This is a genomic window from Nocardia colli (assembly GCF_008704205.1).
In the GTDB taxonomy this organism is placed as follows: Bacteria; Actinomycetota; Actinomycetes; order Mycobacteriales; family Mycobacteriaceae; genus Nocardia; species Nocardia colli.
In genome coordinates this window covers 101,319-118,346 of sequence record NZ_VXLC01000008.1, presented here as the reverse complement: position 1 = coordinate 118,346, position 17,028 = coordinate 101,319, and the positions used below count along the sequence as shown (strand labels likewise).

At 67.6% G+C, this 17,028-nt stretch carries 17 protein-coding genes; 9 read left to right on the top strand and 8 right to left on the bottom strand.

The window, feature by feature from the left end:
* Positions 1-28 precede the first annotated feature (28 nt).
* Complete coding sequence (locus F3087_RS19470) at positions 29-1,624, top strand: carboxylesterase/lipase family protein (protein ID WP_150403427.1); 1,596 nt, start codon at positions 29-31, stop codon at positions 1,622-1,624.
* 62 nt (positions 1,625-1,686) lie between these two features.
* Here F3087_RS19470 and F3087_RS19465 read toward each other — a convergent pair whose 3' ends face one another.
* Together F3087_RS19465 and F3087_RS19460 are read right to left on the bottom strand one after the other, a co-directional pair.
* On the bottom strand, positions 1,687-2,154 hold the full coding sequence (locus tag F3087_RS19465; RefSeq protein ID WP_150403426.1) for a DUF4352 domain-containing protein: 468 nt from the start codon (positions 2,152-2,154) through the stop codon (positions 1,687-1,689).
* Positions 2,155-2,178: 24 nt separating this feature from the next.
* On the bottom strand, positions 2,179-2,808 hold the full coding sequence (locus F3087_RS19460) for a TetR/AcrR family transcriptional regulator (protein WP_223885203.1): 630 nt from the start codon (positions 2,806-2,808) through the stop codon (positions 2,179-2,181).
* Between the two features lie 126 nt (positions 2,809-2,934).
* On the opposite strand from F3087_RS19460, the gene F3087_RS19455 reads away from it, so the two are divergent.
* The 3 genes from F3087_RS19455 to F3087_RS19445 all read left to right on the top strand — a co-directional run bounded on the left by F3087_RS19455 (position 2,935) and on the right by F3087_RS19445 (position 6,197).
* Entirely contained in the window at positions 2,935-4,416 is a 1,482-nt protein-coding gene (locus tag F3087_RS19455; RefSeq protein ID WP_150403425.1) for a cytochrome P450, read from the top strand.
* Positions 4,413-5,186 carry an SDR family NAD(P)-dependent oxidoreductase gene (locus F3087_RS19450; protein ID WP_150403424.1) on the top strand — a complete coding sequence of 258 codons (774 nt, stop codon included), beginning with the start codon at positions 4,413-4,415 and terminating at the stop codon, positions 5,184-5,186. Before F3087_RS19455 ends, F3087_RS19450 begins: the two co-directional genes overlap by 4 nt.
* A gap of 201 nt (positions 5,187-5,387) precedes the next feature.
* Positions 5,388-6,197, top strand: a complete 810-nt coding sequence (locus F3087_RS19445; RefSeq protein WP_150403423.1) for a SigB/SigF/SigG family RNA polymerase sigma factor — start codon at positions 5,388-5,390, stop codon at positions 6,195-6,197.
* Between the two features lie 5 nt (positions 6,198-6,202).
* Here F3087_RS19445 and F3087_RS19440 read toward each other — a convergent pair whose 3' ends face one another.
* Positions 6,203-6,661, bottom strand: a complete 459-nt coding sequence (locus F3087_RS19440; RefSeq protein WP_150403422.1) for an aggregation-promoting factor C-terminal-like domain-containing protein — start codon at positions 6,659-6,661, stop codon at positions 6,203-6,205.
* A gap of 46 nt (positions 6,662-6,707) precedes the next feature.
* On the opposite strand from F3087_RS19440, the gene F3087_RS19435 reads away from it, so the two are divergent.
* Positions 6,708-8,048 (top strand): G1 family glutamic endopeptidase, encoded by a 1,341-nt coding sequence (locus F3087_RS19435; protein WP_150403421.1) that lies wholly within the window; start codon positions 6,708-6,710, stop codon positions 8,046-8,048.
* Between the two features lie 4 nt (positions 8,049-8,052).
* On the opposite strand, the gene F3087_RS19430 is transcribed toward F3087_RS19435, so the two are convergent.
* Complete coding sequence (locus tag F3087_RS19430) at positions 8,053-9,282, bottom strand: exo-alpha-sialidase (protein ID WP_150403420.1); 1,230 nt, start codon at positions 9,280-9,282, stop codon at positions 8,053-8,055.
* Positions 9,283-9,609: 327 nt separating this feature from the next.
* On the opposite strand from F3087_RS19430, the gene F3087_RS19425 reads away from it, so the two are divergent.
* Positions 9,610-9,789, top strand: a complete 180-nt coding sequence (locus F3087_RS19425; protein WP_150403419.1) for an RNA polymerase sigma factor region1.1 domain-containing protein — start codon at positions 9,610-9,612, stop codon at positions 9,787-9,789.
* Between the two features lie 208 nt (positions 9,790-9,997).
* On the top strand, positions 9,998-11,257 hold the full coding sequence (locus tag F3087_RS19420; RefSeq protein ID WP_150403418.1) for a hypothetical protein: 1,260 nt from the start codon (positions 9,998-10,000) through the stop codon (positions 11,255-11,257).
* A 20-nt stretch (positions 11,258-11,277) separates the two neighbouring features.
* Here F3087_RS19420 and F3087_RS19415 read toward each other — a convergent pair whose 3' ends face one another.
* Positions 11,278-11,751, bottom strand: coding sequence for an NUDIX hydrolase (locus F3087_RS19415; protein WP_150403417.1), 474 nt, complete (start codon positions 11,749-11,751; stop codon positions 11,278-11,280).
* Positions 11,752-11,997: 246 nt separating this feature from the next.
* On the opposite strand from F3087_RS19415, the gene F3087_RS19410 reads away from it, so the two are divergent.
* Both F3087_RS19410 and F3087_RS19405 read left to right on the top strand, forming a co-directional pair.
* Positions 11,998-12,549: a C40 family peptidase gene (locus tag F3087_RS19410; protein WP_150403416.1), complete on the top strand. Its 552-nt coding sequence runs from the start codon at positions 11,998-12,000 to the stop codon at positions 12,547-12,549.
* A 134-nt stretch (positions 12,550-12,683) separates the two neighbouring features.
* Positions 12,684-13,280: a TerD family protein gene (locus tag F3087_RS19405; protein WP_317983930.1), complete on the top strand. Its 597-nt coding sequence runs from the start codon at positions 12,684-12,686 to the stop codon at positions 13,278-13,280.
* Positions 13,281-13,283: 3 nt separating this feature from the next.
* Here the strand turns inward: F3087_RS19405 and F3087_RS19400 are convergent, their stop codons facing one another.
* From F3087_RS19400 to F3087_RS19390, 3 genes are all read right to left on the bottom strand, one after another.
* Positions 13,284-13,940: a chymotrypsin family serine protease gene (locus tag F3087_RS19400; protein WP_150403414.1), complete on the bottom strand. Its 657-nt coding sequence runs from the start codon at positions 13,938-13,940 to the stop codon at positions 13,284-13,286.
* Positions 13,941-14,046: 106 nt separating this feature from the next.
* Positions 14,047-14,907 carry an alpha/beta fold hydrolase gene (locus tag F3087_RS19395; RefSeq protein ID WP_150403413.1) on the bottom strand — a complete coding sequence of 287 codons (861 nt, stop codon included), beginning with the start codon at positions 14,905-14,907 and terminating at the stop codon, positions 14,047-14,049.
* Entirely contained in the window at positions 14,907-16,937 is a 2,031-nt protein-coding gene (locus F3087_RS19390) for a M3 family metallopeptidase (protein WP_150403412.1), read from the bottom strand. The genes F3087_RS19395 and F3087_RS19390 overlap by 1 nt, the downstream gene beginning before the upstream one ends.
* Positions 16,938-17,028 lie beyond the last annotated feature (91 nt).

Below are 17,028 nucleotides of genomic sequence, written 5' to 3'. Positions count from 1 at the left end.
CGCCTGCACCAGACAGAGAGGCTCCGCGATGAAGTCCGACAAGTCCTGGTGGCGTGCACGCGGATCGCGGGTCGGGGTGCTGGTCGTCGCGGTGGTCGTGGCATTCGGCGCGGTGACCGCGTGCAGTGACGACAGCCGGACGCAGTCGAACGATCCGGTGGTCGTGCGGACGCAGTCGGGACCGGTGCGGGGGAAGCTGGCGGGGAATACGCGCTCGTTCTCCGGGATTCCGTACGCGGCCGCGCCGACGGGAGAGCTGCGGTGGAAACCGCCGATGGCACCGGCCCCGTGGTCGCAGGAGCGGGATGCGACCAAGCCGGGGGAGAAGTGCCTGCAATCCGGGGCTCCCGGCGGTTTGGCCGGTAGCGAGGACTGCCTGTTCTTGAATGTGTGGACGCCGAAGGGCACCGCCCCGCAGCGGCGACCGGTGATGGTGTGGATTCACGGCGGCGCGTTCGCCGCGGGCACCGGAAGCGAGTACAACCCCGCGCAATTGGTGCGCGCCGGCGACATGCTGGTGGTGACGATCAACTACCGGCTGGGCGCGCTCGGGTTCCTCGGGCATCCGGCGGTGGCGAACGCGGACGGGCAGGTCGGCAATTTCGGGCTACTGGATCAGCAGGCGGCGCTGCGCTGGGTGCACGACAACATCGCCGCGTTCGGCGGCGATCCGGCGAAGGTGACCATCGCGGGTGAGTCGGCGGGCGCGATGTCGGTGTGCGATCACCTGGTCTCGCCCGGGTCCGAAAGGCTGTTCCAGGGCGCGATTCTGGAGAGCGGGCCGTGCGAATTGCAGGTCGATCGGCAGACCGCGGTCGCGCGGAGCGAGGAGTACGCGGCGGCGCTCGGCTGTCCGGGGACCGATGCCGCGGTCGCGCAGTGCCTGCGCGCCGTGCCCGCCACGAAGCTCACCGAGAAGATGTTGCAGTACACCGGGGAGGCCGGCGTCGGTCTGCCCGGGCCGATCTTCGGGCAGCCCTTGCTGCCGGAGGACCCGGTCGTCGCCTTCCGCGCCGGCAAGGCTGCGAAGGTGCCGGTGCTGATCGGCGCGAACCACGACGAGTTCACCAATTTCGTGGTCATGCAGCCGATTACCGCCGAGCAATATCCCGAGCGGCTGAAGATGTTCGGCGCGCACGCCGATGCCGTGGCCGCGCAGTACCCGCTGGCGGACTACCCGCAACCGTCGCTGGCCTGGGCGGCGGTGATGACCGACCACATCTTCGTCTGCCCGGCCGCCGACATGGCGAAATCGCTGGTTCGCACCGCCCCGGTCTACTCCTACGAATTCGCCGACGCGAACGCCGCGCCGCTGCCCATCCTCGGCCTGCCGAACCCGCCCCCGTTCCCGCTCGGCGCGGCGCATGCCTTCGAACTGCCCTACCTGTTCGACCTCGACCAGATCCCGGCGCCCGCGACCCCGGCGCAAAAAGACCTGTCCGACAAGATGATCCGCTACTGGGCCGCCTTCGTCCGGACCGGCGACCCCAACTCCCGCGGCCTGCCCGACTGGCCCCGCCACACCGGCAACCAGGCGCTGGTCCTCGAACCGGACAAGAGCACGACCACCGACCTCGCCCGCACCCACCACTGCGACCTCTGGTCCGGCATCCCCACGCCCTGATCCGACCGGGACATGACGGTGCGGCTACTCGTGATTCGGCGCGGTCCTGTCCCGCTCGGTGGCTAGGGGAGCGGGATGGTGGTGGTGCAGGTGCTGTCGCGGAGCAGTTTCGGCGCGGTGTCGGCCGGGATGTCGTACCAGAGATCCATTTCCACCCGGTTCCCCGCGCCGATGGTGAGTTCACCGGGCTGGCGCTTGATCTCCATCGCGTCCACGCTGGTCGGATGCGGGCGATCGGCGGCGTCGTCGAGCTGATAGTCGGTGGGGCGGGTGGTGTGGAAAGTGTTGTCGGTGTTGGTGATTGCCACCCGAATGCGGATGTACTGGCCCTTGGGCAGCCACTCGGCGTGCGTGCCGAAGATGTAGCCGATGCCGGGCTCGACGGTCAGCGCGGTGATCGTCAGCTTGGTGCAGTCCAGCGGCGTGCGGACGTACGCGGCGGTGGTCGTCGCGGGCGGCGGTGGGGCCGTGGCCGGTTCGGCGCCGCACGCGGCAACGGATAACAGCAAGAGCGGGAGTAGCCGGCGCACCGACTCAGCGTAGAGCGAGCGGCGTCACGGCGCGGCCAGATAACGCTCACCGAAAGTGGTTGCTATCCGGACGGTTTGATCGACGATCTCCTGGCCGTCACAATCGATGGCGCCCGTCTGCCACGCGCTGATCAGTTCGACGAAGCCGCCGACGCCGACGATGGCGTCCATGCGCAGCCCGACCTGGTCGGCATCCGGCCGCAGAAACGGTTGCGCCGCAGCGATAACCAGCCCGGCGGTCAGTTGCAGGGCCGAGCTGCGGCACTGTTCCAGCGCGGGGCTGCCGCCGTGGTGCATCAGCAGGATGCGCGCGTACTCGGGGTCTTCGGTCATCCGAGTGACCACCACCTCGGCGGCGATGCGCGCGATCTCCTGCGGTGTCCGATCGATGTTCTCGGCGAAGGCGACGGTGAGCCGGGACAGCATGTCGTCGCGCACGTTCTCCCAGGCCGCGACCAGCAGCCCGTCGCGGTCGGTGAACTCCTCGTAGAAGTAGCGGTCGTTGAGGGCGGCGCTCGCGCAGACCGCCCGCATCGTCACCCCGGTCCAGCCCTGCTCGCGCCAGAGGTCGATGGCCGCGCCGACCATGCGCTCACGCCGTTCGGCGCGGCGTTGCTCGGCGGTGCGCCCGCCCCAGGTTCCTGCTCGTGCCACGTTTCCATATTGACAACCGAGGCGGCCGACCACAAACTGGTGGCACGCGCGGACAGTGGTGTCATGCGACACCAAAGTGGGGTGGAGCCTCGGTTCGCTCGTCGTCTGCTTCGAACAGGAGACTCGATGGCTACCACCACGTACGACCCCGACCCCGCGCGCACCGACCCGCGGCCGAAACCCGCCGGGCACACCAGCACGCTGGTGGCGACCATCGAGGCGCTGACCATCGGCCTGGACTACGAAGGCGGGATGGTCGGCCGGACGAAGGGGCACGACATCCTTCGATTCCGTGCCGGGACAAGGCGTTTCGTCGCGTTCACCAATCCCGGCTATGTGGATCACGTGCTGCACGCCGGCCGGCTCAAGTACCACAAGTCGTTCGAATACGAGCTGCTGCGTGCGCTGCTCGGGGTCAGCCTGTTCACCGACGAGGACGAATCCTGGCAGCGCCATCGGACGATGCTCACCCCGATGTTCGCCAAGCGGCATCTGCACGGGCTGATCGATCTGATGATCGAGCCGATCGACGCCACCGTCGCCGGCATCGATGCGCAATCCGGGCGGGTCGAGGTCGACATGGTCGGGGAGATGGTCGAGCTCACGCTGAACGTCGTCGGCAACGCCCTGTTCGGGCAGCAGTTCGGGCGCATCGCGGCGGGCATGTCGCACCTGGTCACCGACGGCCTGCGCTTCGCCGAGCGGCTGGAACGGCTGTTCATCGTGGCCGCGCCGCCGAAGCGGGTCTGGCGGGCCGTCGCCGCGGTGGCGCTGACGCCTATCCCGTTGCCGCCGCCGTTCCGGCGGATTCAGCGGGTCGCGCAGATCCTCGACAAGGCGGTGTGGGAGGTGGTCGACGAGCGGCGGGCGCACCCGACGGACAGCCCGGATCTGCTCAACCACCTGCTGAACGCGTCCGACGACGAGGGTGGTCTGCCGGTGCGGCGAGTCCGCAACGAGGCCCTCACCTTCATGCTCGCCGGACACGAGACGACGGCGAACGCGCTGTCCTGGATGTGGTACCTGCTCGCGTTGAACCCGGACGCCAGAACGCGTTTGCTCGCCGAAGTCGACACCGTGCTGGAGGGTAGGCGGCCGACAGCGGCGGATCTGCCCCGATTGCCGTGGACCGCAGCATGTTTCCAGGAGGCGATGCGCTATTTCTCCCCGGCGTGGGCGATTCCGCGGGTGGCGATCGAGGACGACGTGATCGACGGGCATCACATTCGCAAGGGCACCACCGTCATCATCCCGACCCACCACATCCACCATGACGCCCGATGGTGGCCCAACCCTGAGGAATTCGATCCCGCGCGCTTCCTGCCGGGTGCGGGGCGCGACCGGGCGCGTTCGGCGTATCTGCCGTTCGGCGGCGGCAAGCGGATCTGCATCGGTTCGAGTTTCGCGGTGATGGAGTCGGTGCTGATCACGGCGATCATGAGTCAGAAGTTCGTCTTCGATCTGGTGCCCGGTCATCCCGTGGCGCCGGAGGCGACGCTGACCCTGCGGCCGCGCGACGGACTGCGAATGATCGCCAGGCGCAGGGAGATACGGTCAGTGACCGCCCGGGGCATGACGGAGCCGAGCGCTAGCGAGGCGCAGTCATGACGCGGATCGACCCGCGCGGAGCGGTCGTCGTGATCACCGGCGCGGGCCGGGGGATCGGCGCGGCGACCGCACTCCGCTACGCCGCCCTCGGTGCCGGCGTCGTCGCTGTCGATATAGACGAGTCCGCCGCTAAGGACACCGCAACTGCCTGCCGCGGCTCGGCTTTTCGCTGCAATGTGGCCGATCCCGCGGCGGTTGCCGAACTCGCCGACCAGATCGGCCCGGTGGACATCCTGGTCAACAATGCCGGCGTCGGCGTGGGCGGACCGTTCCTCGAGACCACCCTCGACGACTGGGCCTGGCTGCGCTCGATCAACCTCGACGGTGTGGTCAACTGCTGCCACATTTTCGGGGCAGGCATGGTGGCGCGCAGGCACGGGCACGTGGTCAATATCGCTTCCGGCGCAGGCTATTTGCCGAACCGGCGGATGGCGACGTACTGCGCCTCCAAGTCGGCGGTGATCATGTTGTCGCGGTGCCTGCGCGCTGATTGGGCGGCGCACAGGGTCGGGGTGAGCGTGATCTGCCCCGGCGTGATCAATACCGGCATCCACACTCGAAGCCGGTTGCGCGGCAGCGCGATTGCCGAACAGGACTGGATCGCCAAGGCCTTCGGCTACAGCCACGATCCGGACGTCGTCGCCAAGTCGGTGGTCGCCGCCGTCGCGCACAATCGCGGACTGGTCTCCTCGGGTTTCGAGGTGCGACTCGCCTATCAGATGATGCGAGCGCTACCCGGTCCGGTCGTGGATCTGGTCGCGCGCGTATGACGTCCTTGACGGCGATCCGCTCGACGCCACCAGCGTAGATATATGCCGTAGACATACACTGTTGACACGACGCTCTGGACGGCGTGTACTCGAAGAACGGCCGATTCGAGCGCTGGTCCCGGCCGCGACGGCCGAACTCGACACCGTGGTTGCGCGGGTCCGGCGACCATCGTCGACTTCAGCTGGATCCGAGGCAGCACCGTGACCGAAACGTCGACCCTCACCCGCGCCCGAGCACCCCGCGCCAATCGCGGCACCGAGGACTACACCACCCTGGAACCGTTGTTCGCCGAGCTCGCCGCACTGGCCGCGGACGATCCGCGCCGGACGGCTTTGCGCCTGGACCTGATCACCCGGTCACTGCCACTGGCCGAGCACATCGCGCACAGGTACGCCGGCCGCGGCGAGAACTTCGATGACCTGTTGCAGACCGCCAGGGTCGGTCTGGTGGCCGCGGTCGGCCGCTATGACCCCGGTTATGGCGCGTCCTTCGTCGCGTTCGCGGTGCCGACCATCATGGGCGAGGTCCGCCGCCATTTCCGCGACCATGCCTGGGCGGTGCGAGTACCACGGCGGCTCAAGGATATTCAGCTCAGCGTCGGGGGCGCGATCGACGTGCTTTTCCAACGGCTCGGCCGGATGCCCCGCGCGAGCGAGATCGCGGCCGAACTCGGCGTCGACCTCGCCGACGTCACCGAGGCGATGATCGCGCACAACAGTTATCGGACCTCATCGATCGACGTGGCGTCCGAAGGCGCGGGCGCGGGCGCCGCGCTGCTGGACGCGCTCAACGTCGAGGTGCCGGACTATCAGACGATCGAGAACACGCTCGCGGTACAGCAATTGGTCGCCGGGTTGCCCGAACGTGAGCGCGAGGTGGTGTTCATGCGGTTCTTCGAGGGTAAGCGGCAAACCCAGATCGCCGAGCACCTCGGCGTATCCCAGATGCAGGTCTCGCGGATTCTGTCCAAGGCTCTGGACTCGTTGCGCGAGAAGGTGTTACACGACTGAGCCGGTCAGTACCAGTGGTGCGCCTGCCAGAAGTCCCAGGCGGCGATCGGGCTGCCGTAGCGCTTGTTCATGTAGTCGTAGGTCCAGCGGATCTGCGTCACCGGGTTGAACGGCCAGTCGGCGCCGTGCGTGCCCATCTTTTCCGGCGGCAGCGCCTGGCCGAGACCGTAGGCGCCGCTTTCCGGATTGACGGCGAAGACATTCCAGCCGCTTTCCCGGGTGATGATGTTGTCGAACGCCCAGAAATGATGCGGCGGCACCAGCGTCATCGCCACCGCCTTGACCGCGGCGCGCGGCATGGAGAGGACCGAACCGGCCGGCTGGGTTTTCCAGCTGCTGGACGGCGTCGCGCAAATCGGCGGTGCGTCGGGGGCCGCGCAGTCGGTGGCGACGGCGTGCGCCGGGGCGGCGAAGAGGAATAGGGCACAGGCGGCCGCTGCGAGGGTAGGAATGAAGTACCGCATCTCGATTCGGTCCTTTCGTATCCATAGGTGAATCTCGAAGCCGGTAGTGCCAATTCAGCAAATCACTAGTAACGGGTGTTGCCGCGCAGCTGCCCCGGAGTGTCCGCCAAATGAATACAATTGCCGCACACGGGTACAACCCGTAGATCCGCTCGGGTTCGGCAAGCACCCGCGCTTTATCGGCATGCGTCCGGTGGAATTGCGAGTCCGCGATCCCGTGCGTCACGAAAACGCGTACGTCCGGCGTGTCGTCGCGCGACCGGCGGGTGCGGACACGGCGACACGCCGGGTCGGCCGATCTTCAAGTGGTGCAGGTCAGCCACGTCCGGCTTCGTTTGAAACCAGCCACTACCTGCGAAAACACTGCCGCGCGGCGGCGCACGGCAGTGATGCTTTTCAGCTATTGTCCCTGTTCATGATGACTACCCCGGGTCGGACGCGAATTCGAAGCCGTCTCGCCGCGTCGGTGGTGGGGGCGATCGTGGCAGTGCTGGTTTCGCCGTCTGTGGCAACCGCCGATGGAACGCCCGCGCCGAAGCCGCCGCCGAACGCGAAAACGGAAGCGCAGGGCGAGAAAGAGACGACGCCGCCGCGCATTCGCGGCACCAACTGGGCGGGTTATGTCGTCACCGGCAATTTCAAGAGTATTTCCGCGGAATGGGTCGAGCCCGAAGTCGCCTGCTCCGATACCGGCGTAATTCAACGGGTCGTGCCGTGGGTCGGCCTGAACGGGACGCTGGTCAACGGGAAGCAGGCCCTGCCGTTGATGCAGACCGGTTCCGAGGCGATTTGCGTGAGCGCGGCGGGCGCGCTGGCCTCGCTGCCCGGCCTGGCGATCGTGAATCTGGCCAGCGCGACCGTAGCCAACAATCCCGCGTGGTTCCGCAATGCGATCCGAGCGGCCGAGGGCGTGAACAGGGATATGGGCAATGCTGCTTCCGGCGCGTGCGCGGCCGTCGGCACCGGGTCCGCGCCCGGCGCCGCGATGTGCGCGCAGCAGACGTATCGGATGGCGTTGTGGGAGGCGTATCCGGCGAATCCGGTGATCTATCCGGACGTGACCTCGGCGCCCGGCGACAAGATGCAGGCCTCGGTCACCTTCGACGGGCACGCCTACACCATGACGGTGGCGAACGTGACGCAGAATTGGACCCGGACCACGGTCGCGCAGTCCGACGCTCCGGCGCAGACCGCGGAGGTCATCGTCGAGGGCCAGCTCAACAGTGCCCTGCCGGGATTCAGCCCGGTCGTGTTCACCAATGTGAAGGTCGACGGCAAGCCGTTGTCGGCGTTCAAGCCGGTGAGCTACTCGATCGGCGCGACCAATGGCGAGCTACACCCCGGGCCGATTGCCCAGGGCGGCACCAGCTTCACCATCGCCAAATAGGCCGCTACTTCGCCGCGGGTGCGGGCAGCGAGGGCGGGCCGGTCAATGGACCGGAGGCGTAATACGCGCGGCAGACGCCCTTGCTGTCGAGATCGGTCGCGGCCTCGATGACCGACTTTCCGTCCGGCGCGGGCAGCAGCGCCGAACTGTAGTTCTTGCAGGGCGCGTCGGTGACGCCGTCGATGACGATCGGCGCGGCCATCTCATACCAACTACCTTCGCCCAGAGCGTCGTTGGCCAGGATGGTCCGCCCGGTACTCGGCGTCACCGTGCCGTCCACGCTCGACACCATCTGACCGGACAGCAGAATGGTGCCGTTCGGCCCGGGCCCGGGACTCCAGGCCGGGTAGGGCGCGTGCTGGGTGTAGCCGCCGTCGGTTCCGGTGCGCACCATCGTGCCGAGGAAGCGCGGATCGCCGTAATTCCAACCGTCCGTCGATCTCCGGAAATAGGCGAGACACTGATGCACCTTGTCGGTATTGCAGATCTCGTAACTCAGGAAGTAGGAACCGTCCGGCAATCTGATGGCGTTGGCCATGCCGGGCCGGACGTATTTCACGTCGCTGACCACGGTCTCGGTCTGGTTGACCCAGTGCACGCCGTCGGGGGAGCGGACCTGCACCAATTTCTGGCTGTGGTCACGGCTGTCGGTCTCGTCGGAGTAGAAGGCGACGAGTTGCCCGTCCGCCGACATCGACAGGCTCGGCTCCCACGCGCTGGGTAGCAGCGGCCCCCAATCGGTGAAGCTGAACAGGCTGTTGGACGTCGCGATGCTGGACACGAATTCCCAGTGCACACCCTGATCCCGGCTCGCCCATAGTCGTTGTTCGACATGCCGCAGCACGACATCGAGCACATCGGAGAACACCGTGTCGGCCCACAGCAGCGTGCCGGCCGGCATCGTGCCGAGCGCGGTCGGCAGTTCGAACAGCGCCGAACAGCACAGCTGATTGCTCTTCTTGGACATTGAATCGGTAATCATCCCGCGCTGCTGAAAAGTCTTGCCGCCGTCGATACTCGCCATGATCGCGCCGGTTTGATTCAGCGTATTCACGCTCGCCACGATGGTCCCGTTGGCCGCCCCGTTGTGTTCGAGCCGGATCAGCCGCGGATAGAAACTGCTCTCGGGATACAGCAGTTGACGGGCCGGGGCCGGTATCGGCGGTTCCGCACCGGCCGATGGCCAGCCCAGGCCGACTCCGATAATCGTGAGCAACACAGCAACCCGGCGCACCTGATACTCCCTCGAGTCGAACAACGATGGCTCGCAGAAATTCACGGAGAAAACTCGACGTTCCTGAGCGGAGATCAGGGAAATCGTACCGAATCTCGCGTCGGCGACGGTCGACCTGAATGGGCAATCGCGTGCCGTGTCCGCTGTGGCCGCCGCAGCGCGAAGCAGCGGTTGCCGGAGCGGGCCGAATCGATCGGGCGTGCTGGCGTGCCATCGCCGAAACCCTAAGATTCCGCCGATATTTCAGCGATCACCTGCGCGGCGCTGATAGCGTTGGCGTCCCTGGGCCGACCGCAGTACGGCTACCTGAGACCTGGAGATCACCGAATGCCCCATGCTGGAATCAAGGAACTGATCACCCTCGGTCACGAGCAGAAGTACATCACCCACGCCGAGATCAACGAATACGTTCCGGAGGCCGTCGGAGATCGCGATCAGTTCGTCGGCATCATCCAGATGCTGGACGCCAGGGGCATCCCCGTCTACGAGACGGACCCCGTGGACTGAAGCTCGACCAGTTCTCTGCAGATTTCTGGCACACGGTTGCCACGGAATTGCCCTCCCTCATTTCCCATCCGCACGAATCAAAGTGCGGGTACGGCCGATCCGGATGCCGCGCAGGTTCGAATACGCAATGGCGGTGGTGTCGGCCGGGCCGGTTGTCGGTGAGACGGAGGGATGAACTGTGGTCGTTCGCGCGCGCGGAACACGTTCGATGCTGGGGGTTTCGGCGTTGCTGGCGGGAATGCTCCTGGCGGCCGGTCCCGCGCGGGCCGACGGGTTGCCCGCGGGGTGCACCGGGACGGTGACGCCGGGCAACGACACCATCACCTGCACCGACAACCTCGGGGACAAGTCGGTGATCGACACGGGGGACGGCGACGACACGATCGTGATCGAAGGCGACGTGCTCGAGGGCGCGGTGGTGCTCGGTGGCGCGGGCAAGGACAAGATCTCCGCGCGCAATGTCGGCCGGTTCATCTGCCCGGCGGACGGGATCGGCGCCAATGACGTCAACGGTGGTGTCCTCGACGGCGGTCCGGGAGATGACGAGATCACGGTCGGCGGGCAGGACCGTCCGGCCGCCTGCGACGCGGCGATCCCGAAAGGTCCCGGCGGCAATGTCGGTCGCCACGGCGCGGTCGTCGGCGGTCCGGGCAATGACGTGATCAAGGTCGGCAGCCTCGGCTACCTCTTCCAGCCCGACCCGGCCAAGCCGGAGACCACGGCCGGCGCGCACGGCGGCCGGGTGTCCGGCGACGAGGGCGACGACACCATCACCATCGACACGGTCAGCCAGGGCGAACGCCCGCCGAGCGCCACCGCGCCGGACGCGCCCGACGCCGTGTTCGGCGGCGGCGGCAAGGACACGATCGCGATCCATCGAACCGTCGGCGCGGCCGACATCTACGGCGACGCCTTCGCGCCCATCCCGGACGCGGGCGGCGACACCATCACGGTGGACGAGATGACCGGCGGCTGGGTGCACGGCGGCCCCGGCGACGACACCATCACCGGCGGCAAGCTCGGCGGCTCGGGCGCCGCGCTGTGGGGCGACGACGGCAACGACACCATCAAGGCCGCCGACATGTACCTCGGCGCCAGCGTTTTCGGTGGCGACGGCAACGACGTGCTGTCGGCGGCCTCGCTCAACAAGGACGGAAACTCCCGCGCCGCCACCGTGATCGGCGGCAACGGCGACGACAAGATCGACGTCGGCACCGTCGGCACGGCCGATTCCGTGGTGCTCGGCGACGGCAGCGACTTCGCCAGCGGCGCCGACCCCAACGCGGGCTCCGGCAAGGACACCATCACCGCGATCGCCAACAACGGCAGCATCTTCGGCGGCAACGACGACGACGTCATCACCATCGACGTCAACAACAATCTGGTCGACGGCAACGCGGGAAAGAACACCTGCACCATCAAGGGACAGGGGTCACGAGGGTCCGTCACGGCCTGCGAACAGCCGTAACGGCCGGTCCCGCAAGCGGTTCAGGGCGCGGGCTCGAACCAGGTCGGCTCATCGGACAGCGCGCGCTCGAGCCGCAGCAGATCGTGCTCGGGCAGATCCGGCAGCGCGGACAGCTCGAACCACGCCACCTCCAACGATTCGTCGTCGTTCACCCGCGCCGCACCGCCGACCGCCCGGCAGCGGAAGGTGATGTCCATGAACTGGCAGATGTCGCCGTTCGGATAGGTGTGCGCAGGCATCGCCCGGACCAGCACGATGCGCTCGGCGACGCAGCGAACGGCGGTCTCCTCGAACACCTCTCGCACCGCGCACGCCGCAGGCTGCTCCCCGGGCTCCGGCATCCCGGCGGTGATCGCCCACTTGCCGCTGTCCGCACGCCGGCCGAGTAGCAGCCTGCCCTCGTCATCGAAGACCACGGCGCTCACGCCCGGAAGCCACAGCAGCTGCGGGCCCGCGTCGGCCCGGATGATTCGGATGAAATCGGGAGTTGCCATGGCCGACAGTATTCCGTCTACCAGGACCGACGGTGGAGATCGCTTAGAGATTTGCGTGTGATTGCACAGAAATTCGCTCAGTGATTATTTCGTTATAGGTCGCGTGTCGCGCTTGCTGTTCGCTGGAATGTGCCGGAACATGGCTTGCGGATCCGATGGAATCACACAACACCCGGTGTTCTCGAAATCCATTCAAGGTTCGGTGCGCTGTTCGCATCGCGCCGACGGAGGTCGGAGGAACGCACCATGGCATCCATCGATGAAGTTCGGAATCATGGCTCTGAGCAGGGAAAAGCATATCGCGCGCTGACGATACTGGTCGTCGCGACCGCGGCGACGAGCTCCCTGCTGCTGTCCGCCGCACCCGCTCCGGCTCGCCCGCTCGGGCCGCCCGACAGCGGAAGTGTGGAAATTCCCGGCGACGTCACTATTCCGGACAATTCCGATATGCAGAATTCGGTCGCCGAGCGCGCATTCGACGCCGCGCGGTCCAAACTCGGCGCACCCTACGGCTCCGGCGCGGCCGGCCCCGACGTCTTCGACTGCTCCGGATTGGTGCAGTGGGCCTACCGGCGAGCGGGCCGCGACCTGCCCCGCACCAGCGGCGAACAACTCGCCGCAGGCACCCCGGTGGCACCGGGCGAACTGCGCGTCGGCGACCTCGTCTCGTTCTACGGCGGCGGCCACTCCGGCCTCTACGCGGGCAACGGCACCGTCATCCACGCCGGAACCGAAAGCACCGGAGTCGAACTCGCGCCGCTCGCGTCCATGCCGTTCGCGGGCGCGCGACGATTGTGAATTCGACGGCAAGCGGACGATTGAATCCGTTGTTCGCGGGGTACGCGGCCGGTAACGGGCGATACCAGACTGGTCGGCACGACCTAGGCTGAGCCCGAGCATGTTTCGAGTTCGATAGGCGTTGCGGTAGCTGGATACCGTGGTCGCCCCTGAGAAAGGGGACACGGTTGTCCTTTCCGCTGCAAAATCTTGACGGCACCCTGCCCGAGCACGTCGCGGTCTCGCTGGGCTGGGATCCGTCAGATCAGAGCCTGCTGGTCGATGTCGACGGCACCGTCTCCCCGGGCAGCCGGATCGACTTGAACTCGGCGGCATTGCTTTTCGCCGGCGAGGTCCTGTTCGATGCGGTCTACCACGAGCAACTGGTCTCCCGCGACGGATCGGTCGCGCACAGCGGCGACAGCCCGACGGGGGACGGCACCGGCGACAACGAGGTGATCACCGTCGATCTGGCGCGCATGGCGCCGGAGGTGACGACGGTGATGTTCGTCGTAACCTCCTACTCGGAGCAGAGTTTCGCGCAGATCGACAACGCGTACTTCCGCCTGCTCGACACCACGTCCGGCGCCGAGGTCACCCGCTACGTGCTGAGCGGCGGCCCGCACACGGGGATGGCGATGGGCAAACTCGTTCGTACGCCGCAGTGTTGGTACTTCGTCGGGATCGGCGAGGGGATCTACGCCCATCACGTCGTCGAGGCGGTTCCGCAGCTGGCGCGATTCCTGGCGTAGGCGTCAGAGCGGCCGGTACCCGGCGCCGACCTCGCCGCGCGCGTTCAGGTCGTTCATGATCGTGCTGATGTTGGTGCCGACCTCCGGCCCGAAGCAGCCGACGCCGAGATAGGCGTTCACCATGCCGACCAGCGTGCTGCCGATCACCACGGGCGCGCCGGAATCGCCCTTCATCACGCACATCTGGGTCCAGGTCTCGGTGGCGGTCGCGCGCACATCGCCCCACACCACGCCGCAACTGGTCCCGCTGGTGCTGCCGCGCTTGCACACGATCGCCGGGAACTGCGCGGGCCCGCCCATCTCGGTGATGGTGGTGCCGCCGACCTGATTCACCGGAGTCACTCGCTGCTCGTCGAATTCGATGACCGCGTAGTCCAGGGTGTGGTCGGTGTAGGCGAACCGGCCCACCGCCGCACCGGCCGGATCGCCTTCCACCACAACGGTTGCGCCCGGCGCGCCGCAGTGCCCCGCGGTCAAACCGACCAGCCGCTGCGCATTGTCGCGGCCGATGGTGGTCAGCGTGCACCCGACCCGTGAGTCGACCAGGATCCCGGAACCGCCGCCGACGGTCGGCGTCGTATCTGCTGTGGCGGAGGGCGTTCCGAGTAGCGCGGCGGCGGAAGCGGCGGCGAAGACGAGTGCGGTTCGTGACACGAGCATGACTCCTCTGGATCGAACTCCCGGCACCGGCTGGCCGGGTCTTTCGCGAGATTCCCGAGTCGAGCGTTTCCAAACAGGCTACGCCGCAATTGAATTGGCCTAGCGGCTAATCGAGGTCGAGCAGCGTCCGGGCGCCGGTGGCGAAGGCTTCGGGGTCCTCCAACTGCGGATAATGGCCGAGCCCGGCGAGTTCGACCACTGTAGCCGCCGGGCGCAGGGCGCGCAGTCCGTCCAGGACCGCCACCGTGGCGACCGGATCCACGGTGCCCCAAAGGAAACCGAGCGGCTTGTCCCAGTCCCGGACCGCGCCGTGCCAGCGGTCGGCGTGGGTGACTCGTTCGTCGAGGTAGGCGGTGAGCAGGTGGGTGATCCGATGGCCGTCGGCGTGCGCGAGCAGTGACCACTGCGCTGCGACCTCGCCTGCCGTCAGCGGGTGTGATTTCGAAAACAGTTGCCCGAACTCGCGAGTGAAGACAGGGCGGTTGGCCAGCCGTGCGGCCACCGGTCCGAGCGGGCCGCGCAGGATCTTCTGGATCGGCCGCAGCGAGGCCTTCTCCAGGATCACGCTGCCGTTGCTCAGCACCGCGCGGTCGAGGGTGCAGGTCAACGAGCCGTCGATGTCCCGGGCGAGCAGCTCGGTGGTCACGGAGGTGCCCATGTCATGCGCCAGCACGACGATCGGGCCGGTCACGGCGGCGGCGACCACCTCCTCGACGATGTCGGCCTGCTCGAACAGGCTGTAGTGATGCGGTCGCGGCTTCTCCGACAACCCGAAGCCGAGGAAGTCGATCGCCAGCCAAGCTCGCCCACCGAGCCGGCCGACGACCTCCCGGAAGTCGTACGAGCTGGACGGATACCCGTGCAGCAGCACGACGGTGGGTCCGTCGCCGGGCGCGGAGCGAACGAACACCGAACCTGCCCGAGTCCGCATCTGACGCCCACCGTCGCGCCACTCCTGCACCTGCATCAGTTGATCAGCCCTCGTCTGGTCAGCAGCGGCTCGATCTCGGGGGCACGGCCGCGGAAGGATGCGAAGGCGACCAGCGGGTCCACCGAGCCGCCGCGGGAGAGCAGTTCGCGGCGGAAGGCCGTGCCCTTCTCGCGGATCGACGCGGCGCCGTCGTCGAACCAGTCGACGGTGTCCGCGTCCAGCACCTCGCTCCAGATGTAGGAGTAGTAGCCGGCGGCGTACCCACCCGCGAAGATGTGGGCGAAGTACCCGGTCCGGTAGCGCGGCGGGATCGCCTCGATCGCGAGACCCGCCTTGCGCAGCGCCTCCTCCTCGAACGTCTCCGCGTCCGCGCCGGCCAGCGACTCTGCTCCGGGAACCCGGTGCCACGCCCAGTCCAGCAGTGCCGCGCCGAGGTACTCGACGGTGCGGAAGCCTTCGCCGAACCGTTCGGCGGCGGTCATCCGCTCGACCAGCTCGGCGGGCATCTGCTCGCCGGTGTCGATGTGGCGCGCGTAGTTGGCCAGCACCTCCGGGTGCGACATCCACATCTCGTTCACCTGTGAGGGGAACTCGACGAAGTCGCGGGGCACCTCGGTGCCGGAGAAGAACGGGTAGCGCACAGCGGAGAACAGGCCGTGCAGCGCGTGGCCGAACTCGTGGAAGAGCGTCCGGACGTTGTCCCAGGTCAGCAGGGCTGGTTCGCCGGCGGGTGGCTTCCCGATATTGAGGTTGTTCACCACCACCGGAAGCTGTTCCAGCAGCGTGGATTGCAGGACCAGTTCGTTCATCCAAGCGCCGCCGTGCTTGGACGGGCGGGCGAAGAAGTCGCCGAGGAACAGGCCGAGCGCGCTGCCGTCCGCGTCGAACACCTCGAAGACCCGGACCTCCGGGTGGTAGCCGATCAGGTCGTCGCGCTCGCGCAGGGTGATGCCGTAGACCAGTTCGGCGGCGTAGAACACGCCGTCGCGCAGTACCCGCTCGAGCTCGAAATAGGGGCGCAATGCGTCGGCGTCGACCGAGAAGCGCTCGGCGCGCACCCGCTCGGACCAGAACTGCCAGTCCCAGGAGTGGAGTTCGTCCTGCATCGCCGCGGCCAGCTCGATTGCCTCGCGTTCCGCGTTGGCGACCGCGGGCGGCACGAGGCGGCCGAGCATCTCCTCCACCGCCTCGGGGGTCTGCGCGGTCTGGTCGGCCACCGCGTACGCCGCGTGGTCGGAATAGCCGAGCAGTGCGGCGCGTTCGGCGCGCAGGGCGGCGATCCGGACGGCGAGGTGGCCGTTGTCGATGTCCTTGGTGAACCCACGTTCCAGCGAGGCCGCCATCACGCGACGTCGTACGTCGCGGTCCGCCAGCTCTGCCAGAACCGGCTGGTTGGAGACGTTCTGCAAACTCAACGCCCAGGCGTCGTCACGTCCTGCCGATCGGGCGTTCTCGGCAGCGGCGGTCACCGCCGCCGGGCTGAGCCCGGCCAGTTCGTCCGCGTTGTCCAGCACCACCGTCGCGGCGTTCCGGGCGGCCACGTTGTTCTGCCCGAACTCGGTGGTCGCCGCCGCGATTTCCGTATTGAGCTCACGCAGCCGGGCCTGGCCCGCGGCATCCAGCCCGGCGCCGGCCCGGACGAACCGGAGGTGGTACTGCTCGATCAGCCGCAGTTCCTCGGCGTCCAGGTCCAGCTCGGCGCGGCGGCGATGCAGCGATTCGATCCTGGCGAACAGGGCTGCATCGAGGTGGATGGCGTCGAGGTGTGCGGCCAGCTTCGGCGACATCTCCGCCTCGATCGCGTCGGTACCCGGGCTGGAGTCCGCGGACGCGATGTTGAAGAAGACGTTCGACACCCGGGCGAGCAACGCGCCCGAACGTTCGAGCGCGACGACGGTGTCGGCGAAGGTCGGCTCGCCGTCGACGGCGGTGATGGCGGCGACCTCGGCCAGCTGCTCGGCCATGCCGCGCTCGAACGCGGGCACGTAGTGCTGCTCGCCGATCTCGGCGAACGGGGGCAACTGGTAGGGCAGCGGGCTGCGCTCGAAGAACGGGTTGCTCGTCATATCTGAACCCTAGGCCGGATCGACGCCTGCCGATGTGGGGATTGCGCCGCGCGGTGTGCGTGGTGCTGCGGCACAATCGCTACATCCTCGA

Bases quoted from the DNA above. Each gene is read 5' to 3' on its own strand.
- F3087_RS19470 (WP_150403427.1), top strand. From the start codon at position 29: ATGAAGTCCGACAAGTCCTGGTGGCGTGCACGCGGATCGCGGGTCGGG.
- F3087_RS19455 (WP_150403425.1), top strand. From the start codon at position 2,935: ATGGCTACCACCACGTACGACCCCGACCCCGCGCGCACCGACCCGCGG.
- F3087_RS19450 (WP_150403424.1), top strand. From the start codon at position 4,413: ATGACGCGGATCGACCCGCGCGGAGCGGTCGTCGTGATCACCGGCGCG.
- F3087_RS19440 (WP_150403422.1), bottom strand. From the start codon at position 6,661: ATGCGGTACTTCATTCCTACCCTCGCAGCGGCCGCCTGTGCCCTATTC.
- F3087_RS19425 (WP_150403419.1), top strand. From the start codon at position 9,610: ATGCCCCATGCTGGAATCAAGGAACTGATCACCCTCGGTCACGAGCAG.
- F3087_RS19420 (WP_150403418.1), top strand. From the start codon at position 9,998: ATGCTGGGGGTTTCGGCGTTGCTGGCGGGAATGCTCCTGGCGGCCGGT.
- F3087_RS19415 (WP_150403417.1), bottom strand. From the start codon at position 11,751: ATGGCAACTCCCGATTTCATCCGAATCATCCGGGCCGACGCGGGCCCG.
- F3087_RS19410 (WP_150403416.1), top strand. From the start codon at position 11,998: ATGGCATCCATCGATGAAGTTCGGAATCATGGCTCTGAGCAGGGAAAA.
- F3087_RS19400 (WP_150403414.1), bottom strand. From the start codon at position 13,940: ATGCTCGTGTCACGAACCGCACTCGTCTTCGCCGCCGCTTCCGCCGCC.
- F3087_RS19395 (WP_150403413.1), bottom strand. From the start codon at position 14,907: ATGCAGGTGCAGGAGTGGCGCGACGGTGGGCGTCAGATGCGGACTCGG.
- F3087_RS19390 (WP_150403412.1), bottom strand. From the start codon at position 16,937: ATGACGAGCAACCCGTTCTTCGAGCGCAGCCCGCTGCCCTACCAGTTG.